The organism is Pontixanthobacter aquaemixtae, assembly GCF_009827395.1.
GTDB lineage: Bacteria > Pseudomonadota > Alphaproteobacteria > Sphingomonadales > Sphingomonadaceae > Pontixanthobacter > Pontixanthobacter aquaemixtae.
On record NZ_WTYX01000001.1, the window covers coordinates 1,361,742 to 1,377,693 of the forward strand.

General features: G+C 58.1%; 11 protein-coding genes. 4 read left to right on the forward strand and 7 right to left on the reverse strand.

What is annotated here, in order from left to right:
* Positions 1 to 39: 39 nt before the first annotated feature.
* The 3 genes from lepA to GRI41_RS06555 form a co-directional block, all read right to left on the reverse strand.
* Positions 40 to 1,857 carry a translation elongation factor 4 gene (gene lepA / locus GRI41_RS06545; RefSeq protein WP_160603929.1) on the reverse strand — a complete coding sequence of 606 codons (1,818 nt, stop codon included), beginning with the start codon at positions 1,855 to 1,857 and terminating at the stop codon, positions 40 to 42.
* A gap of 67 nt (positions 1,858 to 1,924) precedes the next feature.
* Positions 1,925 to 4,141, reverse strand: a complete 2,217-nt coding sequence (locus GRI41_RS06550) for an EAL domain-containing protein (RefSeq protein ID WP_328600523.1) — start codon at positions 4,139 to 4,141, stop codon at positions 1,925 to 1,927.
* A 30-nt stretch (positions 4,142 to 4,171) separates the two neighbouring features.
* Positions 4,172 to 6,919, reverse strand: a complete 2,748-nt coding sequence (locus tag GRI41_RS06555) for an EAL domain-containing protein (RefSeq protein ID WP_235901070.1) — start codon at positions 6,917 to 6,919, stop codon at positions 4,172 to 4,174.
* Between the two features lie 89 nt (positions 6,920 to 7,008).
* Here GRI41_RS06555 and GRI41_RS06560 point away from each other — a divergent pair, with 89 nt between their 5' ends.
* The 3 genes from GRI41_RS06560 to GRI41_RS06570 are packed head-to-tail and all read left to right on the forward strand — an operon-like array spanning position 7,009 to position 10,949.
* A complete protein-coding gene (locus tag GRI41_RS06560) occupies positions 7,009 to 8,745 on the forward strand; it encodes a PHA/PHB synthase family protein (RefSeq protein ID WP_235901071.1) in 1,737 nt (578 codons plus the stop codon).
* Positions 8,746 to 8,773: 28 nt separating this feature from the next.
* Positions 8,774 to 9,622 carry an alpha/beta fold hydrolase gene (locus tag GRI41_RS06565; RefSeq protein ID WP_235901072.1) on the forward strand — a complete coding sequence of 283 codons (849 nt, stop codon included), beginning with the start codon at positions 8,774 to 8,776 and terminating at the stop codon, positions 9,620 to 9,622.
* A gap of 10 nt (positions 9,623 to 9,632) precedes the next feature.
* A complete protein-coding gene (locus tag GRI41_RS06570; protein ID WP_160603930.1) occupies positions 9,633 to 10,949 on the forward strand; it encodes an FAD-dependent oxidoreductase in 1,317 nt (438 codons plus the stop codon).
* Here GRI41_RS06570 and GRI41_RS06575 read toward each other — a convergent pair.
* A complete protein-coding gene (locus GRI41_RS06575) occupies positions 10,946 to 11,839 on the reverse strand; it encodes an alpha/beta fold hydrolase (protein WP_160603931.1) in 894 nt (297 codons plus the stop codon). The two genes, GRI41_RS06570 and GRI41_RS06575, sit on opposite strands and share 4 nt — an antisense overlap.
* A gap of 67 nt (positions 11,840 to 11,906) precedes the next feature.
* Between GRI41_RS06575 and GRI41_RS06580 the strand changes: the two genes are divergently transcribed.
* Positions 11,907 to 13,661 carry an N-acyl-D-amino-acid deacylase family protein gene (locus GRI41_RS06580; protein ID WP_160603932.1) on the forward strand — a complete coding sequence of 585 codons (1,755 nt, stop codon included), beginning with the start codon at positions 11,907 to 11,909 and terminating at the stop codon, positions 13,659 to 13,661.
* 45 nt (positions 13,662 to 13,706) lie between these two features.
* On the opposite strand, the gene GRI41_RS06585 is transcribed toward GRI41_RS06580, so the two are convergent.
* The 3 genes from GRI41_RS06585 to GRI41_RS06595 form a co-directional block, all read right to left on the reverse strand.
* Positions 13,707 to 14,789 (reverse strand): DUF2855 family protein, encoded by a 1,083-nt coding sequence (locus GRI41_RS06585; RefSeq protein WP_160603933.1) that lies wholly within the window; start codon positions 14,787 to 14,789, stop codon positions 13,707 to 13,709.
* A 73-nt stretch (positions 14,790 to 14,862) separates the two neighbouring features.
* A complete protein-coding gene (locus tag GRI41_RS06590; protein WP_160603934.1) occupies positions 14,863 to 15,498 on the reverse strand; it encodes a glutathione S-transferase family protein in 636 nt (211 codons plus the stop codon).
* Positions 15,495 to 15,950 carry a hypothetical protein gene (locus GRI41_RS06595; RefSeq protein WP_160603935.1) on the reverse strand — a complete coding sequence of 152 codons (456 nt, stop codon included), beginning with the start codon at positions 15,948 to 15,950 and terminating at the stop codon, positions 15,495 to 15,497. Before GRI41_RS06595 ends, GRI41_RS06590 begins: the two co-directional genes overlap by 4 nt.
* Between the last annotated feature and the right edge of the window lie 2 nt (positions 15,951 to 15,952).

The window sequence follows — 15,952 nt, forward strand, 5'->3', positions numbered from 1 at the left end:
GCAATTTACTCATGCGGCGCTCCCGCATCCAAAATGGGTTCACTCCTCCCCCATCCGCAGCGCAGCAATAAACGCCTCCTGCGGAATTGAAACATTCCCATACTCCCGCATCTTCGCCTTACCCTTCTTCTGCTTCTCAAGCAGTTTCTTCTTCCGCGAAATATCGCCGCCGTAACATTTCGCGGTCACGTCTTTGCGCATTGCGCTGATTGTTTCGCGGGCGATAACTTTGCCGCCGATCGCGGCCTGGATGGGGATTTTGAAGAGGTGGCGGGGGATCAGGTCTTTCAGGCGTTCGCACATGCCGCGGCCGCGCGCCTCGGCGTTGGCGCGGTGGACGATCATGCTGAGCGCGTCGACCGGTTCGTTGTTCACCAGAATGCTCATTTTCACCAGATCGCCTTCGCGCAGGCCGATCTGCTCGTAATCGAAGCTGGCGTACCCCCGGGAGATGCTTTTGAGCCGGTCGTAGAAATCGAACACCACTTCGTTGAGCGGTAGCTCGTACGTCACTTGCGCGCGGCCACCCACATAAGTCAGGTCGATCTGCACGCCGCGCCGGTCCTGGCACAGTTTCAGAATGCCGCCGAGATATTCGTCGGGCGTGTAAATCACTGCCTTGATCCACGGTTCCTCGATCATCGCGATCCGCGTGGGGTCGGGATAATCGGCGGGGTTGTGCAGCATCAGCTCGCCCTCGGGCTCGGTCTTCGATTTGCTCAGCTGGATGCGGTACACGACCGAGGGGGCGGTGGTGATCAGGTCGAGATCATATTCGCGCGTGAGGCGTTCCTGGATGATCTCCAGATGGAGCAGGCCGAGGAAGCCGCAGCGGAAGCCGAAGCCGAGCGCGGCGCTGCTTTCGGTTTCGAAAGTGAAGCTGGCATCGTTGAGGCGCAGCTTGGCGATGCTCTCGCGCAGTTTCTCGAAATCGGCCGCATCGACGGGGAAAATGCCGCAGAAGACAACGCTTTGCACTTCCTTGTAACCGGGCAGAGGCTCTGCCGCCCCGCCCTTCACCGTGGTGATCGTGTCACCCACGCGGGCCTGTTCAACCTCTTTGATCTGCGCGGTGATAAAGCCGATTTCGCCGGGGCCAAGCTCGGGCAATTGCTCGATCTTGGGGCGCATGCAGCCAACGCGGTCAATCAGATGTTCGGTGCCGCCGACCATGAATTTGACCTGCTGCCCCTTGGTGATAACGCCGTCGATCACGCGCACGAGGATGACGACGCCGAGATAGGGATCGTACCAGCTGTCGACCAGGCTGGCTTTGAGCGGGGCGTCGCGGCGGCCGGCGGGCGCGGGGATTTTGGCGACAACCTGTTCGAGGATGTCCTCGATCCCGATGCCCGATTTGGCGGAGGCGAGCACGGCTTCGGATGCGTCGAGGCCGATGACGTCTTCGATTTCGGCGCGGACTTGCTCGGGTTCGGCAGCGGGGAGGTCGATCTTGTTGATGACGGGGACGATTTCGTGATCGTGCTCGATCGACTGGTAGACATTGGCGAGCGTTTGCGCCTCGACGCCTTGGGCGGCATCGACGACGAGCAGCGCGCCTTCGCATGCGGCTAGGCTGCGCGAAACTTCGTAAGCGAAATCGACGTGGCCGGGCGTGTCCATCAGGTTGAGCTGATAAGTCTCGCCATCTTTCGCGGTGTAATCGAGACGCACGGTCTGCGCCTTGATCGTGATCCCGCGCTCCTTCTCAATGTCCATGTTATCAAGGACTTGCTCGGACATCTCGCGCTCGGTCAGGCCGCCGGTATGTTGGATTAGCCGGTCAGCCAGAGTCGACTTGCCATGATCGATATGCGCGATAATCGAGAAATTGCGGATTTTGGATAATTCAGTCATCGCCGCCGCAATTAGCGACACTAGAAAGCGATGTCAGCACAATAAGCGCCGCACCGGATTTTCCCGATCAGCCTTTGTGGACCTTCATGTCGAGTTCCATAAAGGCAGGCCGTGTTGGTGTGCCATCTGCTGCCTGATTGTTGATCAGCGGATAGTTGCCCGGCGGCAATGCGGCCAACGGCATTCCTGCTGCTGCCAGCGAATAGGGAGATACGCGGTGGCGCGTGCACAGGCCGTCTGCTCCGTCGCTGACCAGTGGCGTTTCGAATTGCAGGCCCTGCGTCGCATCCCTTGACCGGCGGACCGTTGCAACCGCCAATTGCCCCTCACCCAAGTCGAGCACCAGATTGGTGCCCTTGGGAATGTTGAGAATGCCCTCGATCATCGCGCCGGTTGCCGACAGGTTGCGCAACACGGCCTTGTAGCGGTGATCTTCGTGGATCACGCCGATCTTGCGGAACACGGTCTTGCGATCGGCGCGATGTTTTGCGGGCCCCGACGGGTTAAATGTAAGCAGCCCTTCGGCAAAGCGGCTGAGCACTTCTGCTTGTGGCATCGCCCGGGAGAAAATGAACCCCTGGATCGCCCCTGCCCCGCGTTCGGTAACAAGCTGCAGCTCATCCGCGGACTCGACCCCTTCGGCGACAGTATCCATGTTGAGTGCCTTCGCAAGGCTTACGATCGCCGTGATAATGGCCGAATTATTGTTGCCCTTAACCGTCGATCCGCGAACGAAACTCTGGTCGATTTTGACCTTGTCGAACGGAGCATCGCGCAAGTATGCCAGCGATGAATAGCCTGTGCCAAAATCGTCTAGCGCCAACCGCACACCAAGCTTTTTGAGCTTCTTGAACATCCGGTTGGTGGCATGAGGATCGCCCATGAAGACGCTTTCCGTAATCTCGAGCTCAAGCCTGCCCGGAGTCAGACCCGAATTCTGCAAAGCGCGCTCGACGATTTGCGGAAAATCATCATTGGCGAATTGCACCGCCGAAACATTTACCGCGACGCGAATGGTATCGGGCCATTCGACCGCGTCGGTGCAAGCCCGCATCAAAGCCCATTCGCCGATATCGGCGATAATGCTGGTTTCTTCGGCAATCGGGATGAATTCGCCCGGGCTGATCCATCCCCGGTCAGGGTGGTTCCACCGCATCAAGGACTCAAACGCCTTGGCGTGCCGCGTATGCGGGCAAACAAGCGGTTGATAATGCAGTTCAAGCTGCTCTTTATGCAGCGCGTCACGAAGGTCTTCCTCGATCTGCTTGCGGAGCTTGGCCCCGTCTTTCAGATCGCTGGAATAGAAACGGAACTGCCCGCGCCCGCCCCCTTTGGCGGCATAAAGCGCCAGATCGGCAGCGCTGACCAGCTCATCGGCGTCCAACCCGTCATAAGGCGCAATCGCGACACCGATAGACGTCCCGATAATCGCCCGGCTTCCATCGATCGAATAGGGTTGCGACACCATCTGGATCACGCGCTGGGCAAGATCACCCAGCTTGCCGCGATCGTCCAGATCGGGGAGCATTATCTGGAATTCGTCGCCGCCCAGCCGGCCAATCTCGCCATTTTCCCCGATGATCGTCGTCAGCCGCTGGGCAACTTGCTTGAGAAGCTCGTCACCCGCCGGATGCCCGAGCGTATCGTTCACCTGCTTGAAGCGGTCCAGGTCGAGCATCATCAACGCGCAGCTTCGCTTCGCCGCCTGATAGGCGGTGAGCGTAGCGGTCAGCCGTTTCTCCATCCGGTGACGGTTGGCAAGACCCGTCAGCGTATCGAACCTAGCAAGGCGCGTAGCATCCAGTTCGCGCTCCCTGACCGCGGTGACATCCTTCGCGCCGCCGCGATAGCCAACGAATTCACCCTCTTTATCGTACTGGGGCTTGCCCGAAATGGACCACCAGACTTCGCTCTCTGTGCCTTCGATCGCAACGCGCGCTGCCAGATCGGCAAAGGAGTTTCGGGCGCTGATCAGGAAGGGAAGCGGACGTTCGGACTTTTCCGGATCATCGTTCTTGTCGGGGATGAACAGGCTGGTCAGCTGGCGACCGACAAGCGCGACACTGTCGCTACCCAAAGCGACAGCCGCACTTTCGGAAAGGTAGATCATGCGGCCTTTGGCGTCAGTCGCCCAGAACCAGCCGAGATCGAGATTCTCGAAATTGTCGAGCAGCTCCAGGCGCTGAATCGCGTTATCCAGCGCCACAGGCGCAGACGCTGGTTGCTGTTCAGCCTGAGCAGCCTTGCTGCTCCCCAACCGAGAGAGAAATCCGCCTTTAGACACGCGCGGTTCCTAATCCTGAATAGGTAACGATCATCCGCCCATCCCCGCAAGGTCATGTGCTTGCCGGTCGAGAACAGACGCCCGCTTCCTGAATTCAACTTTGTCCATATCGATGGGCTCGGCGAATTGTACGCCCATCCGCTCGTCTTCACTCCAGATTGTGGTCGCTTTGACGATGAGGCTTTCGGACAAAGCTATCGTAAATTCGGTGCCCGGCGGAACGTTCCACAGCCCCACAATCATCGCACCGCCGCTGGCGATGTTGCGGATATTCGCGTCGTAGAACTGTCCGTCATGGCTCAGCACAACTTTGCGCAGCATGGTTTGGCGCGGCGCACGTGCAGAGCGCGGCCCCTTGGCATCCAGCTGAAGTCCGTTGGAGAGTTGATCGAACACCTCATCACCCGGAAGAGGTTTCGAATAGATATAGCCCTGAACATGGCTGCAGCCCAGATTATGGACCAGTTCCAGTTCGTCCATCGTCTCGACACCCTCTGCCGTGGTATCCATGCCGAGCGACTTGGCCAGGCTGGTAATTGACGTGATCAAGGCGCCGTTTCTGCTGCCGGGTTCGGTTGCACCGCGAACAAAGCTCTGGTCGATCTTGATCTTGTCGAATGGCGCTTTCTTCAGATAGCCGAGCGAAGAGTACCCTGTGCCGAAATCGTCGAGCGCCAGACGAACGCCGACCCGCTTGAGCGAGGCGAACATCGCATCGGTTCCTTCGTCATCGCTAAGGAAAACGCTTTCGGTAATCTCAAGCTCCAACCGCGCGGGATCAATCCGTGCATGCGCGATGGCATTGGTCACGATTGCCGGGAGCTGCGGGTTGGCAAACTGCAGTGGCGAAACGTTCACGGCGCAGCGGATATTCTCCGGCCAACGCGCCATATTGTCGCATGCGGTGCGGATCGCCCATTCGCCGATCGCGTTGATCAGACCGATGTCTTCCGCAATCGGTATGAACTTGGCGGGCGACATCCATCCCCTTTGCGGGTGGTTCCAGCGCAGCAGCGCCTCGAAGCCGGCAATGGTTTCGTCCTGTGCGTTTACGACCGGCTGATAGTACAGCTCGAAACCGCCATGCGCGACGGCATCTCGCAAATCCTCTTCGAGCTTGCTGCGCTCTTCCGCTGCAGAAAGAAGGTCGTTTGAATAGAAATGGTGACGTCCGCGTCCGCCATCCTTTGCCGCATAGAGCGCAAGGTCGGCGTTGCGGACGATCATGTCGCTGGTCGTGCCGTCCTGCGGAGCAGTAGCAATGCCAACCGATGCCCCGATGATTACCCGCTGGCCTTCGATCGAATATGGCTGTGACAGCGAATAGATGATTTCCTGCGCGATTTGAGCCAAGCGCTCGCGCTCGGTCCTGCCGGGGATGATCACTTCGAATTCGTCACCGCCAACGCGGCCGACCCGGCCATCATCGCCAACCGCGCGCAGCAATCGTTGCGACACTTGTTTCAGCAAGGCGTCGCCTGCCGGATGGCCCAGCGTATCGTTGACTTGCTTGAACCGGTCGAGATCAAGCAGAAACAGGCTGCATTCGCGGTGATGCAGATGCGGTGCGTTGAGAATTTTCTCGAGTGTCTGCTGCATCTGGAACCGGTTGGCGAGCCCCGTCAATGAATCGAATTGGGCAAGTCGATTGACGTTTTCTTCGCTGCGCTTCTTTTCGGTCAGATCGGTCCCCGATCCGCGAAACCCGACAAAGTTGTGAAAATTGTCATATGCCGGGCGGCCATTCACCGACCACCAACGCTCTTCGCCCGAAGTGGCGGCCTTCACACCTAGCTCTTGAAATGACGATCGCGATGACAGGTGGAACGTCAGCGTCCGTTCACCCTCGCTGTTGCCGACGCCGAGTTCAAACAGGTCGACAAAGTCGGATCCGATTACATCATCTTCGGCCCGGTCCAACACCGAAATGACCGAGGGTGAGAGATAGGTGACATTGCCGCGGCGGTCGGTTTCCCAAAACCAACCCTGGCCTGTTTCCTCGTAATCTCTCAGAATGTCCTCAGCGCGGTTGCGCTCTCTCTCGCGCGCTTGCACTTTCTCGCGGCGTTTCTCGACGATAATCGATTGGCGATAGCCAACCACCACCATCGCAATCGCGGCAACGGAAATGCCCAAATAAGAAGTGTTGCTACCTTCGAGTATCGCTGCAGGGAACCAACAACAAAACTGGGCAACAAATTGTTGAACGATCCGGCCCGACAAGAGGCTGCCCGCGAGCGCCCCGGCACAGACCAGCCCGGCCAAGGCCCAAGGCCATGCCAGATCGCTATACATCACCCAGTAAGCGTGGCTGAATCCAATGCCAATCATGGGGATCACAATGGTCGCCCAGGCAATGGCAGACAGGGTCAAGTTGCTTTCTTCGCGAATACGCTCTCGTTTGGCGGCATTGCGGGCAACAAAGCACCCGATCAAACTGGCAGCGACGCTCACCATCACCGGCCAGGGCGGAAGCGCGGCTGTGAAGATAATCCCAATTGCAAGCGCGCCGGTGACCAAAATCGCCAATTGCCACCAATCGATTGGCAGAACATGCATTTTGAACTTGGTGGAACGGTCAGAAATCCGCCCGGCGCGTTGGGACTTTACCCGGCGCTGTTCGCCAGTGCGTCGCTCTGGCATTTGCTTCGGGGGTTGGTCGTTTTCAGCGCTTTCGCTGCGGGCTTCGGGCGCACGCTTTGCCACGCTGCCGCGCGCATGCGTGCCATCATCCGGAATCTGCCTTTGTGGTTCAGACCTGCCCATGGAACCCGCCATGCGCTTATCCTTTTGAAAAAACGTTAACCATCGCTGCAAATCTTGGCCAATTTTCCGGGGCCTGCTTGCCATTCCTACGGGTGCGGTGCATGAAACTTGAAAACCTGCCGGTTGGATTGGGAGAATTCATGGCTGACGAAACCAAACTTCACGACGAAGCTGCGCAGTCGACGACGGCGCTTGGTCCGCTGATCGGAATCGCGCGAGAAGACTTTGTCGGGGCCATTGCTCTGCTGCTCCGCGAAACCGCTACGGACCCGATGCGCTCGATGAAGCATGCTCAGGAAGTAGGACAGGACATGATCAAAATCATGACCGGCAAATCAGACCTTGCCCCCGACCCGCGCGACAAGCGCTTCAAAGACCCAGCCTGGCAATACAATCCGTTTTTCCGCGCCGGCGCGCAATATTACCTCGCTGTCCAGAAGGGTATGAGCAATTGGCTCAATGATCTGGAACTGGACGATCTGGAGCGCGATCGCGCCAACTTTATCTCCAACATCATTATTGATGGCCTTGCGCCGACTAACACGCTGATGGGCAATCCAACCGCCCAGAAACGTCTGGTCGATAGCGGTGGGCTCAGCCTCGTTAAGGGTTTGAAGAACGCCTATAACGATATGGTCCATAACAAAGGCATGGTGAGCCAGGTCGACAAACGCCCGTTCAAGCTGGGCGAAAATGTCGCGACGTCAAAAGGCTCCGTCGTTTTGCGTACCGAAATGATGGAATTGATTCATTATGCACCAACGACTGACGAAGTGCATGAAATTCCACAGTTAACAATCCCGCCACAGATCAACAAAATGTATATTAACGACCTCTCGCCAGAGAAATCGGTGATCAAGTGGCAAACCGACAATGCCATCCAGACATTCGTGATTTCGTGGCGCAATCCCTCCAAAGAACAAGGCCATTGGGATATGGCCGACTACGTCAGTTCCTGCCGCGAAGCGATGGAAGCTGTTTCGGCCATAACGGGCGCGAAAAAGGTCAATGTCTCCGCCGGTTGCTCGGGCGGGCAGACAGCGGCAATGCTGGCCAGCAAAATGGCATCCGACAAGGATGATCTGCTGGGTGCGTTGACGCTGATGGTTTGCGTTTTGCACCCCAAAGATGGCGATATCGAAGCGGGTTCGCTTGTCAGTGAAAACGGCATGAAACTCGCCCGGCGTCGCGCGGCCAAGAAAGGCGTGATCAAGGCAGACGATCTGGCACGCGGCTTTGCATGGCTGCGCCCCAATGATCTGATCTGGAACTATGTCATCAACAATTATTTGCTGGGCGATGATCCGCCGGCATTCGATGTGCTATTCTGGAATGCCGATGCCACCAATCTCTCGGCAAGTCTGATGGGCGATTTCCTGACCGCGTTTGAAACGCTGGCATTCACCAAAAAGGGCGAAGTCGAAATGGTCGATCACAAGGTTGATCTGTCCAAAGTCACCAGCGATCTGTTCATTCTTGGCGGCGTGACCGACCATATTACGCCGTGGAAAGCAACTTACCGGTCAACCCAGCTGTTCGGATCGAAGGATGTTACCTATGTGCTCAGTCAATCGGGTCACATGCAGGCGATCCTGAACCCTCCGGGCAATCCCAAGGCCAAATATTTCGTGCAAAAGAAGAAAGGCAAACTCCCGGCAACTGCCGATGAATGGTTGCCCGGGACAGAGGAAGTCGCCGGAAGCTGGTGGCCCTATTGGGCCGAGTGGGTGCAGGCCCGCTCGGGCAAGAAGAAGGCCGCGCCGAAAAAGCTGGGCAATGCCAAATACAAACCGATTGATCCGGCACCCGGCATCTATGTGACTGAAGAAGTCGCCTGAAACATCTCAATTATTTAAGGAATTTTGCTTGAGCAATCCTATGGCCTCGGCCGAAGTATCGATTGAAAATGTCGGCGGGCGCGATCTGCGCATCGCCCGTTGGCGGCTTGATGAACCGAGCGATCATCCACCGGTGTTGTTCTTCAACGGGATCGGCGCAAATATCGAAGCGGTCGCTCCGCTGGCTGAAGCGATGGATGACCGCGCATTCATCATGTTCGATATGCCCGGAACAGGCGGTTCACCCGATCCGGTCATCCCCTACACTGTGGTCACCATGGCGTGGACAGCAACACAGGTGCTCGACAAGTTTGGCCTGGAAGAAGTCGATGTGATGGGGATCAGCTGGGGCGGCGGATTGGCGCAGCATTTTGCGATCCAGCATCCCGGCCGCACACGCCGGCTTGTCCTGATCGCGACCAGTGCAGGCATGCTGATGGTACCGGGCAACCCTGCTGCGCTGACCAAGATGGCCAATCCGCGCCGCTATGTGGACCCGGACTTCATGGCGAAGCACTTCGAAACGCTTTACGGCGGCGCCTTGGGCAATTCGGAAGGCAAAGGGGGGCATATGTCGCGTCTCACGCCGCCCAGCCCGCGCGGTTACATGTATCAGTTGCTGGCCATGATCGGCTGGACCAGCGCGCCTGTTCTTCCCTTCATGCGCAAAGAGACGCTGATCCTGATGGGTGACGATGACCAGATCGTCCCGCTCGCCAATGGCAAATTTCTCAATTCGCTGATTCCCAACAGCGAACTGATCGTGATGGAAGGCGGCGGCCACTTGTTCCTGCTCAGCCACAAGGATCAGTGCGTCAGCGCGATCAAGGACTTCCTCAACGCACCAGACGAGGCGGAGCTTTCCGCAGCAGCATAGAAAGGCACATATGCGGCATATTGCGATCATCGGGTCCGGCCCGGCCGGCTATTACACGGCGGAAGCCGCGCAAAAGCAGTGGGGCGATGATGTCCGCGTCGATATCTTCGATATGCTGCCGGTGCCATACGGGTTGATCCGCACCGGCGTCGCGCCCGATCACCAGTCGATCAAAGGCGTGTCGCGGCGCTACGAGAAAACCGCGCTGACCGACAATGTCCGCTTCGTTGGCAATGTGTCGGTCGGCACGGACATTTCTATTGCCGAGCTTCAGGAACTTTACGACGCCGTGGTGCTCGCCACCGGCGCGCCCAATGACCGGCAATTGGGCCTGCCCGGCGAAGATCTGGGCCATGTGTTCGGCAGCGCCAGCTTTGTCGGTTGGTATAACGGGCACCCGCAATTCGCCGATCTAAACCCCGATCTGTCCGGCAAGAATGCAGTTGTAATCGGAATGGGCAATGTCGCGCTCGACGTTGCGCGGATTCTGGCAAAGACCGAAGCCGAATTTGCCGGCAGCGATATTGTTGCGCATGCATTGGACGCGCTGAAGGCATCGGGGTTGGAGAAGATCACCATTCTCGGCCGCCGCGGACCGCACCAGATCATGATGACGCCCAAGGAACTGGGCGAACTTGGCTCGCTCGAAAGAGCATCGCCGCGCGTTACCCTGGATGACCTTCCCGAAGAGGCGGACGATGCCATTCTTGAGCCCGGCATCCGCAAATCGGTGACCCATCTGCGCAGCTTCGCCGCGATCCCCGAAGATATGCATGCGGAAAAACCCATCGAGGTGGAATTTGATTTCTTTGCCAATCCCACCGCCATGGAGGGCGATGGTAAAGTCTCCTCCGTCATCGTCGAGGAAACGCGGCTGGAATCGGGCAAGGCAGTGGGAACAGGCAAAGCCTATGCGGTTCCGGCGGATATCGTGGTCGCATGCATCGGCTATCGCACATCGCCCATTCCGGACATTCCGTTTGACGAACGCGCCGGACGCTTCGCCAATGATGAAGGGCGAATATTGCCCGGCCTCTATTGCGTCGGTTGGGCGCGCCGGGGGCCATCGGGCACCATCGGCACAAACCGGCCCGACGGTTACAGCCTGATCGAGAAGATCGCGGAAGATGCCGAGAGCGGCACTCTGGGCCGCGCCGACAAGGCCGGAAGAGAAGGCTTCGATGCGCTCGCCGCAACCCGTGACCTTGATGTGGTTACGTTCCACGACTGGAAGAAAATCGAAGAGGCCGAAACCGCCGCAGCGCGCGACGGATCACCGCGAGAGAAGTTTGTCGATATCGAAGCGATGATCAAGGCCAGCCACTAACTGGCCAACCATTCGCCCAGCGCTGCGTTGATCTGATCGGGAATATCCTGCTGCACCCAATGCGATGCGTCAGGAAAGCGCCTGATCGTGAGATCCGGAACATAACTGTCCGTTGCATCGAGGCAGTGCAGATCAAGCGCCACATCTTTTTCGCCCCACAGGATCAGCGTGGGCGTTTCAACAATACCCTCTCCCACCTCGCGCGCATCGCCAATGCGCAGCAAGGCCCGGTAATAGTTGAGCATTGCTGTTAAAGCACCCGGCTTGCTCGCAGCATCGCGATAGGGTTTCAGATCAGCGTTGGTGAACCGTTCCTTATTGACCGCAGAGTCGCGAAAAACCCCGATGATCGGCGCTGCACCGCCGCGCCCTAGAAACTTCTCCGGCAGCCGCGGCAGTTGGAAGAAGAAGATATACCAGCTTTTGCTGAATTGCCGCCACTTGCGGATTTCGCGCTCCGCACATTTGGGATGCGGCACATTCATGATCACCAATCGTGCCAGCGGGCGCGGTTTCTTAATCGCAAAATGCCACGCAACAACAGCGCCCCAATCATGCGCGATCAAGGTGACTTCTTTCGCACCGCTCGCATCGATCAATTCGGCGACATCGGCTGTCAGCTTGCCAAGATCGTAATTTTCATAGCCTTGCGGCCTGCTGCTATTGCCATATCCGCGCATATTGGGCGCCCAGACGCGGTAACCCATTTCTGCCAGAACCGGCATCTGGTGCCGCCAGCTATAGTGCAATTCAGGAAAGCCATGCAGGCACAGGGCAAGCCGGTCACCCTGCCCGGCCTCTGCCACTTCAAAGCGAATATCATTCGCCTCGACCCATCGCATAGTGATCCCGCTATCGGGTGCTGGCGACCAAGTGAATTCCTGCTCCATGCCGAAACCATAGCGCAGACCATTTGAATATGCTAAATCGGTTTCAAATAAAAATGGGAGAGAGAGCATGCCCGCATTTGACCTGATTATCCGCGGTGGAACCATTGTCGATGGAACCGGAGAAGATCGATTTACCGGCGATGTCGCAATCAAGGACGGGCTAATTGCCCAAGTCGGCGAAGTGCGCGGCGATGCGGCGGAAGAAATAGACGCGGCAGGCCATTTGGTCACACCCGGCTTTGTCGACATCCACACGCATTATGATGGCCAGGCAACCTGGGATCAGGAAATGGCCCCTTCAAGCTGGCACGGCGTCACGACGGTGGTGATGGGCAATTGCGGCGTCGGCTTTGCCCCCGCCAAACCTGACCGGCATGAATGGCTGATCAGTCTGATGGAAGGGGTGGAAGACATTCCCGGCACCGCGCTGGCCGAAGGCATCACCTGGGATTGGGAGACGTTCCCCGAATATCTGGACGCGCTCGAAAAACTCCCGCGTACTGTCGATATCGGCACGCATGTACCGCATGGCGCGGTGCGCGCTTATGTTCTCGAAGATCGCGAGCAGCCCGGCGCTGTCCCGACAGAGGAAGACATCGCCAAGATGTCCCAGATCGTCGAGGAGGGCGTCCGCGCCGGCGCGTTGGGCTTCTCCACCAGCCGCACCGTTTTGCACAAATCGGTCGAAGGGGAACTGGTTCCGGGCACCACCGCGACCGCTGACGAGCTTGTCAAAATCGGCCGCGCGATGGGTCGCGTTGGCTATGGCGTGTTCGAAATGGCCAGCGACCTCCAGCGCGACTGGAACGAATTCGAATGGATGGGCGATCTCAGCCGCGAAACCGGCCTGCCCGTCACTTTCGCCGCGCTCGAATCCATCGCCAAGGACATGCCGCTGAAAGAGCAGATCGCGACGATGCGCGCGCAAAACGATAATGGCGCCAATATCGTGGCGCAGATCGCTTTGCGCGGAAACGGCATCATCATGGCGTGGCAGGGGACGGTGAACCCGTTCGTCTATCGACCAAGTTGGCAGAGCATCGCCGAATTGCCATGGGAAGAACAGAAGGCCAAGCTGCTCGATCCCGAATTCAAGAATCAGCTTTTGTCAGAGGCCAATGATTATTCCGAAGCGCCGCAAGATATCCTGCCCGTGCTTATGGTGGTCACGCAAGGCTGGGCGCTCCAATATGAAATGGACCCCGATTTCGATTACGAACCGGACGAAACCGCCAGCGTCAATGCGCGCGCCATCGCAAAGGGCGTTGATCCGCAGGAATATGCCTATGACATGCTTTGCGATGACGATGGCAAAGGCTTCATCTATCTGCCGATTTTGAACTATGCGGAAGGCAATCTCGATTTCCTCCATCCGCTCCAGCATGCCGATGACACGGTGAATTCGCTGTCCGATGGCGGCGCGCATTGCGGTACGATCTGCGATGCAGCAAGCCCCACATTCATGCTCGAACATTGGGTTCGCGATCGCAAACGCGGCGACCGGATCACGCTGGAAAATGCGATCAAGCGCCAATGCAGCGATACGGCGCGGCTCTATGGGCTGGAAGATCGCGGCATCCTTGCCCCCGGCTATCTTGCCGATCTCAACATCATCGATTTTGACGCGATCAAGCTGGGCAAACCGTGGTTGGCTTTCGATCTTCCTGCGGGCGGTAAGCGCCTGTTGCAAAAGGCCGATGGCTATGTCTGCACCATCAAAAACGGCAAAGTCACCTTCAAGGGCGGCCAATGGACCGGCGAAACGCCCGGCGGCCTTATCCGCGGTCCGCAGCACGCCGCATTGGCGGAAGCTGCCGAGTAAATGCGGACTTTGCGCGGACTTGTGAGATAGCTGGTCTGCGGCACCTTAGGGGTGAATGACAATCCCTTGTGAGGGATCTACGTTACCGCCCATCATCGAGACAAACACTTCGCGCGCCGCGTCGATACCATTGCGGATATCCACCGCCACCGTGCCATCGACATCGCTGAGGAATTTGTGCCAGCTGACAGCCACCTGTTTGGCCGCTTCTTCCGGTCCAAGGTCTTTAAACAATGCGACGGCATGATCCGGTGCGAAGAACAGGACCGGTTCGGGCCCGGCCATTTTCTCTCCTCCGCCAAACGCTCCGCCGCGCGCCTCGATATGCGTTGCACCGACGAGGCATGAATATTTGAGATCGTCCCCAAAGTGGCTGTGGATCGCAGCGAGTAAACCCGCATTGCCTGCGAAATCGACCGAAACCGCTGGGACTTTGGCAAGCGTGGCGACATGATCATAGGCGACGACTTCGTCATACAGCCCCGTGCCCTCGACGAAGGCGACGTTGCCCGCCGAAGTCAGGCCGATACGCCTGGTGCCGGGCGAGCGATCCTTGGTAACACTGGCGAGGCCCATCGCGGTTTTGGAAGAGGCACTGGTCAAGATCACCGCCTCTGCCCCGAACCAGTTTTCGCGGCGCATGAAATTCTCGATCAGAAAACCGGTTTTGAACAGCGGGCCAAAGATCATCCGCTCCGCCTCTTTCGACGGATCATGTTCCGGATCGGCGGCAAGGCGCGAATATTGGTTGTAAATCGGGCTCATTGGTTGGCGGTGCTCGGCCAGATCGACGAAGCCATGCGCTGTGACTTTTCCCGGCATGACAGTCAGATGCGTGCCCATCGGGATATAACCATAGACGCGCTCTCCCGCAGCAAAACCATCATGGTTCGATGCCTCGACCACGGCATGGCCCCACATCGGCACGATGCCATCGTCTCCCGATGCCGGGAAGAAATTCCAATAGCCGAACCGGTCGCCCGCCACCGCATAGGTGACATTGTTGGCGGTGACCGCAAAGCTCTCTATCTTCAGCCGCACCGCACCTTCGGACAGTTCACCGCCAGCAACATCGACGGTCTTGGCATCGGACGGATTGTCGCGGGTCACGTAAACGGCTTGGCTCATGGCTTCTCTCCTGATCGTTTTGCAGGAGCGTAGCGATTTGAAACCGGTCTTGCGAGCGAGAATTGCGGGCGATTTATGTGTCCGCCTGCTCCCCCGGCCATGCCGTAGCGGCGATCGAAGGGCGCGCGCGGCATGATGCCATCCACAGCGGCAAAACCTGCATTTGCGCCATGCCTGCCCCGCCCTCTGGCGTCGATTCAACGCCCCTTAGAATACAGTGAAGGAATATATCGGCCAGCGTGAAACCAGCCGATGTCCATGCGCCATCTTTCTGCAATTCCAGATCGAGGAAAGACAAAGTCTTGGCAATGTCGGGCAAGGCCTTGGCAATCCGCGCCTTGTCGAGATCCATCTTGGCATAGCGATGCATGATGTAGGGCATCACCAATCCGCGCTCAAACAGCGGGAAAAGATAGGAATTGCCAACCGAAATCCACCGTTCCACCACCGCCCGCTGCGCCGGATCTGCCGGTTGCAAAGCGCCGCCATTGTGCGCGTTGTCGATATAGTTGGCGATCGAATGCGTTTCGTAGAGCTCCAGCCCGTCAATCTCGACAAGCGGGACTTTGCCAAAGGGATGGCGGTTTTCGGGCGCATGGGCAGCTGTCGGAATAACCTCATGCGCGAGCCCCGCCTCCTCGCAGACGATCTGGACCACGCGGACATAGGTGGAAATGACGGGGCCGTAGATTTTGACGGGCGCTGTCACGATTCTTGCGGCAGTTTGAACCGGCCTTCGCTGGCGCTCGCAATTTTACGCGCGCACCGGTGCGTTACCGCAAGCCTTCCCGCTTCGGGCAAGCCCAGGCACAGCCGGATGGCGGGAACGAACAGCAATTGCACTTTCTCGGTCCGGATATCGCCCCAGGGGACGAAGAAGGGCCGCGAGAACGGGCCCAGAAACCGGCTCACGCTGACCCTCAATCCGGTTTGGCAAATATCCAGCCGCAAGCAGCCGCGATATTGCACGCCGCCCATCCAGAGATAGCCGATCGAACCCGATTGGAACCGCAGCGTTTCCAACGTTCTGTCGCGGGAATTGTCGGGATATCTGGATTCGATTGATGACCAACCCGAAAGCGCACCCAACAGCGCGGTAACCCCGAGCCAGATCGCTCCAAAACCAATCAGGAAAACGGGCAAAAAAAGCAGAACTTCCATGC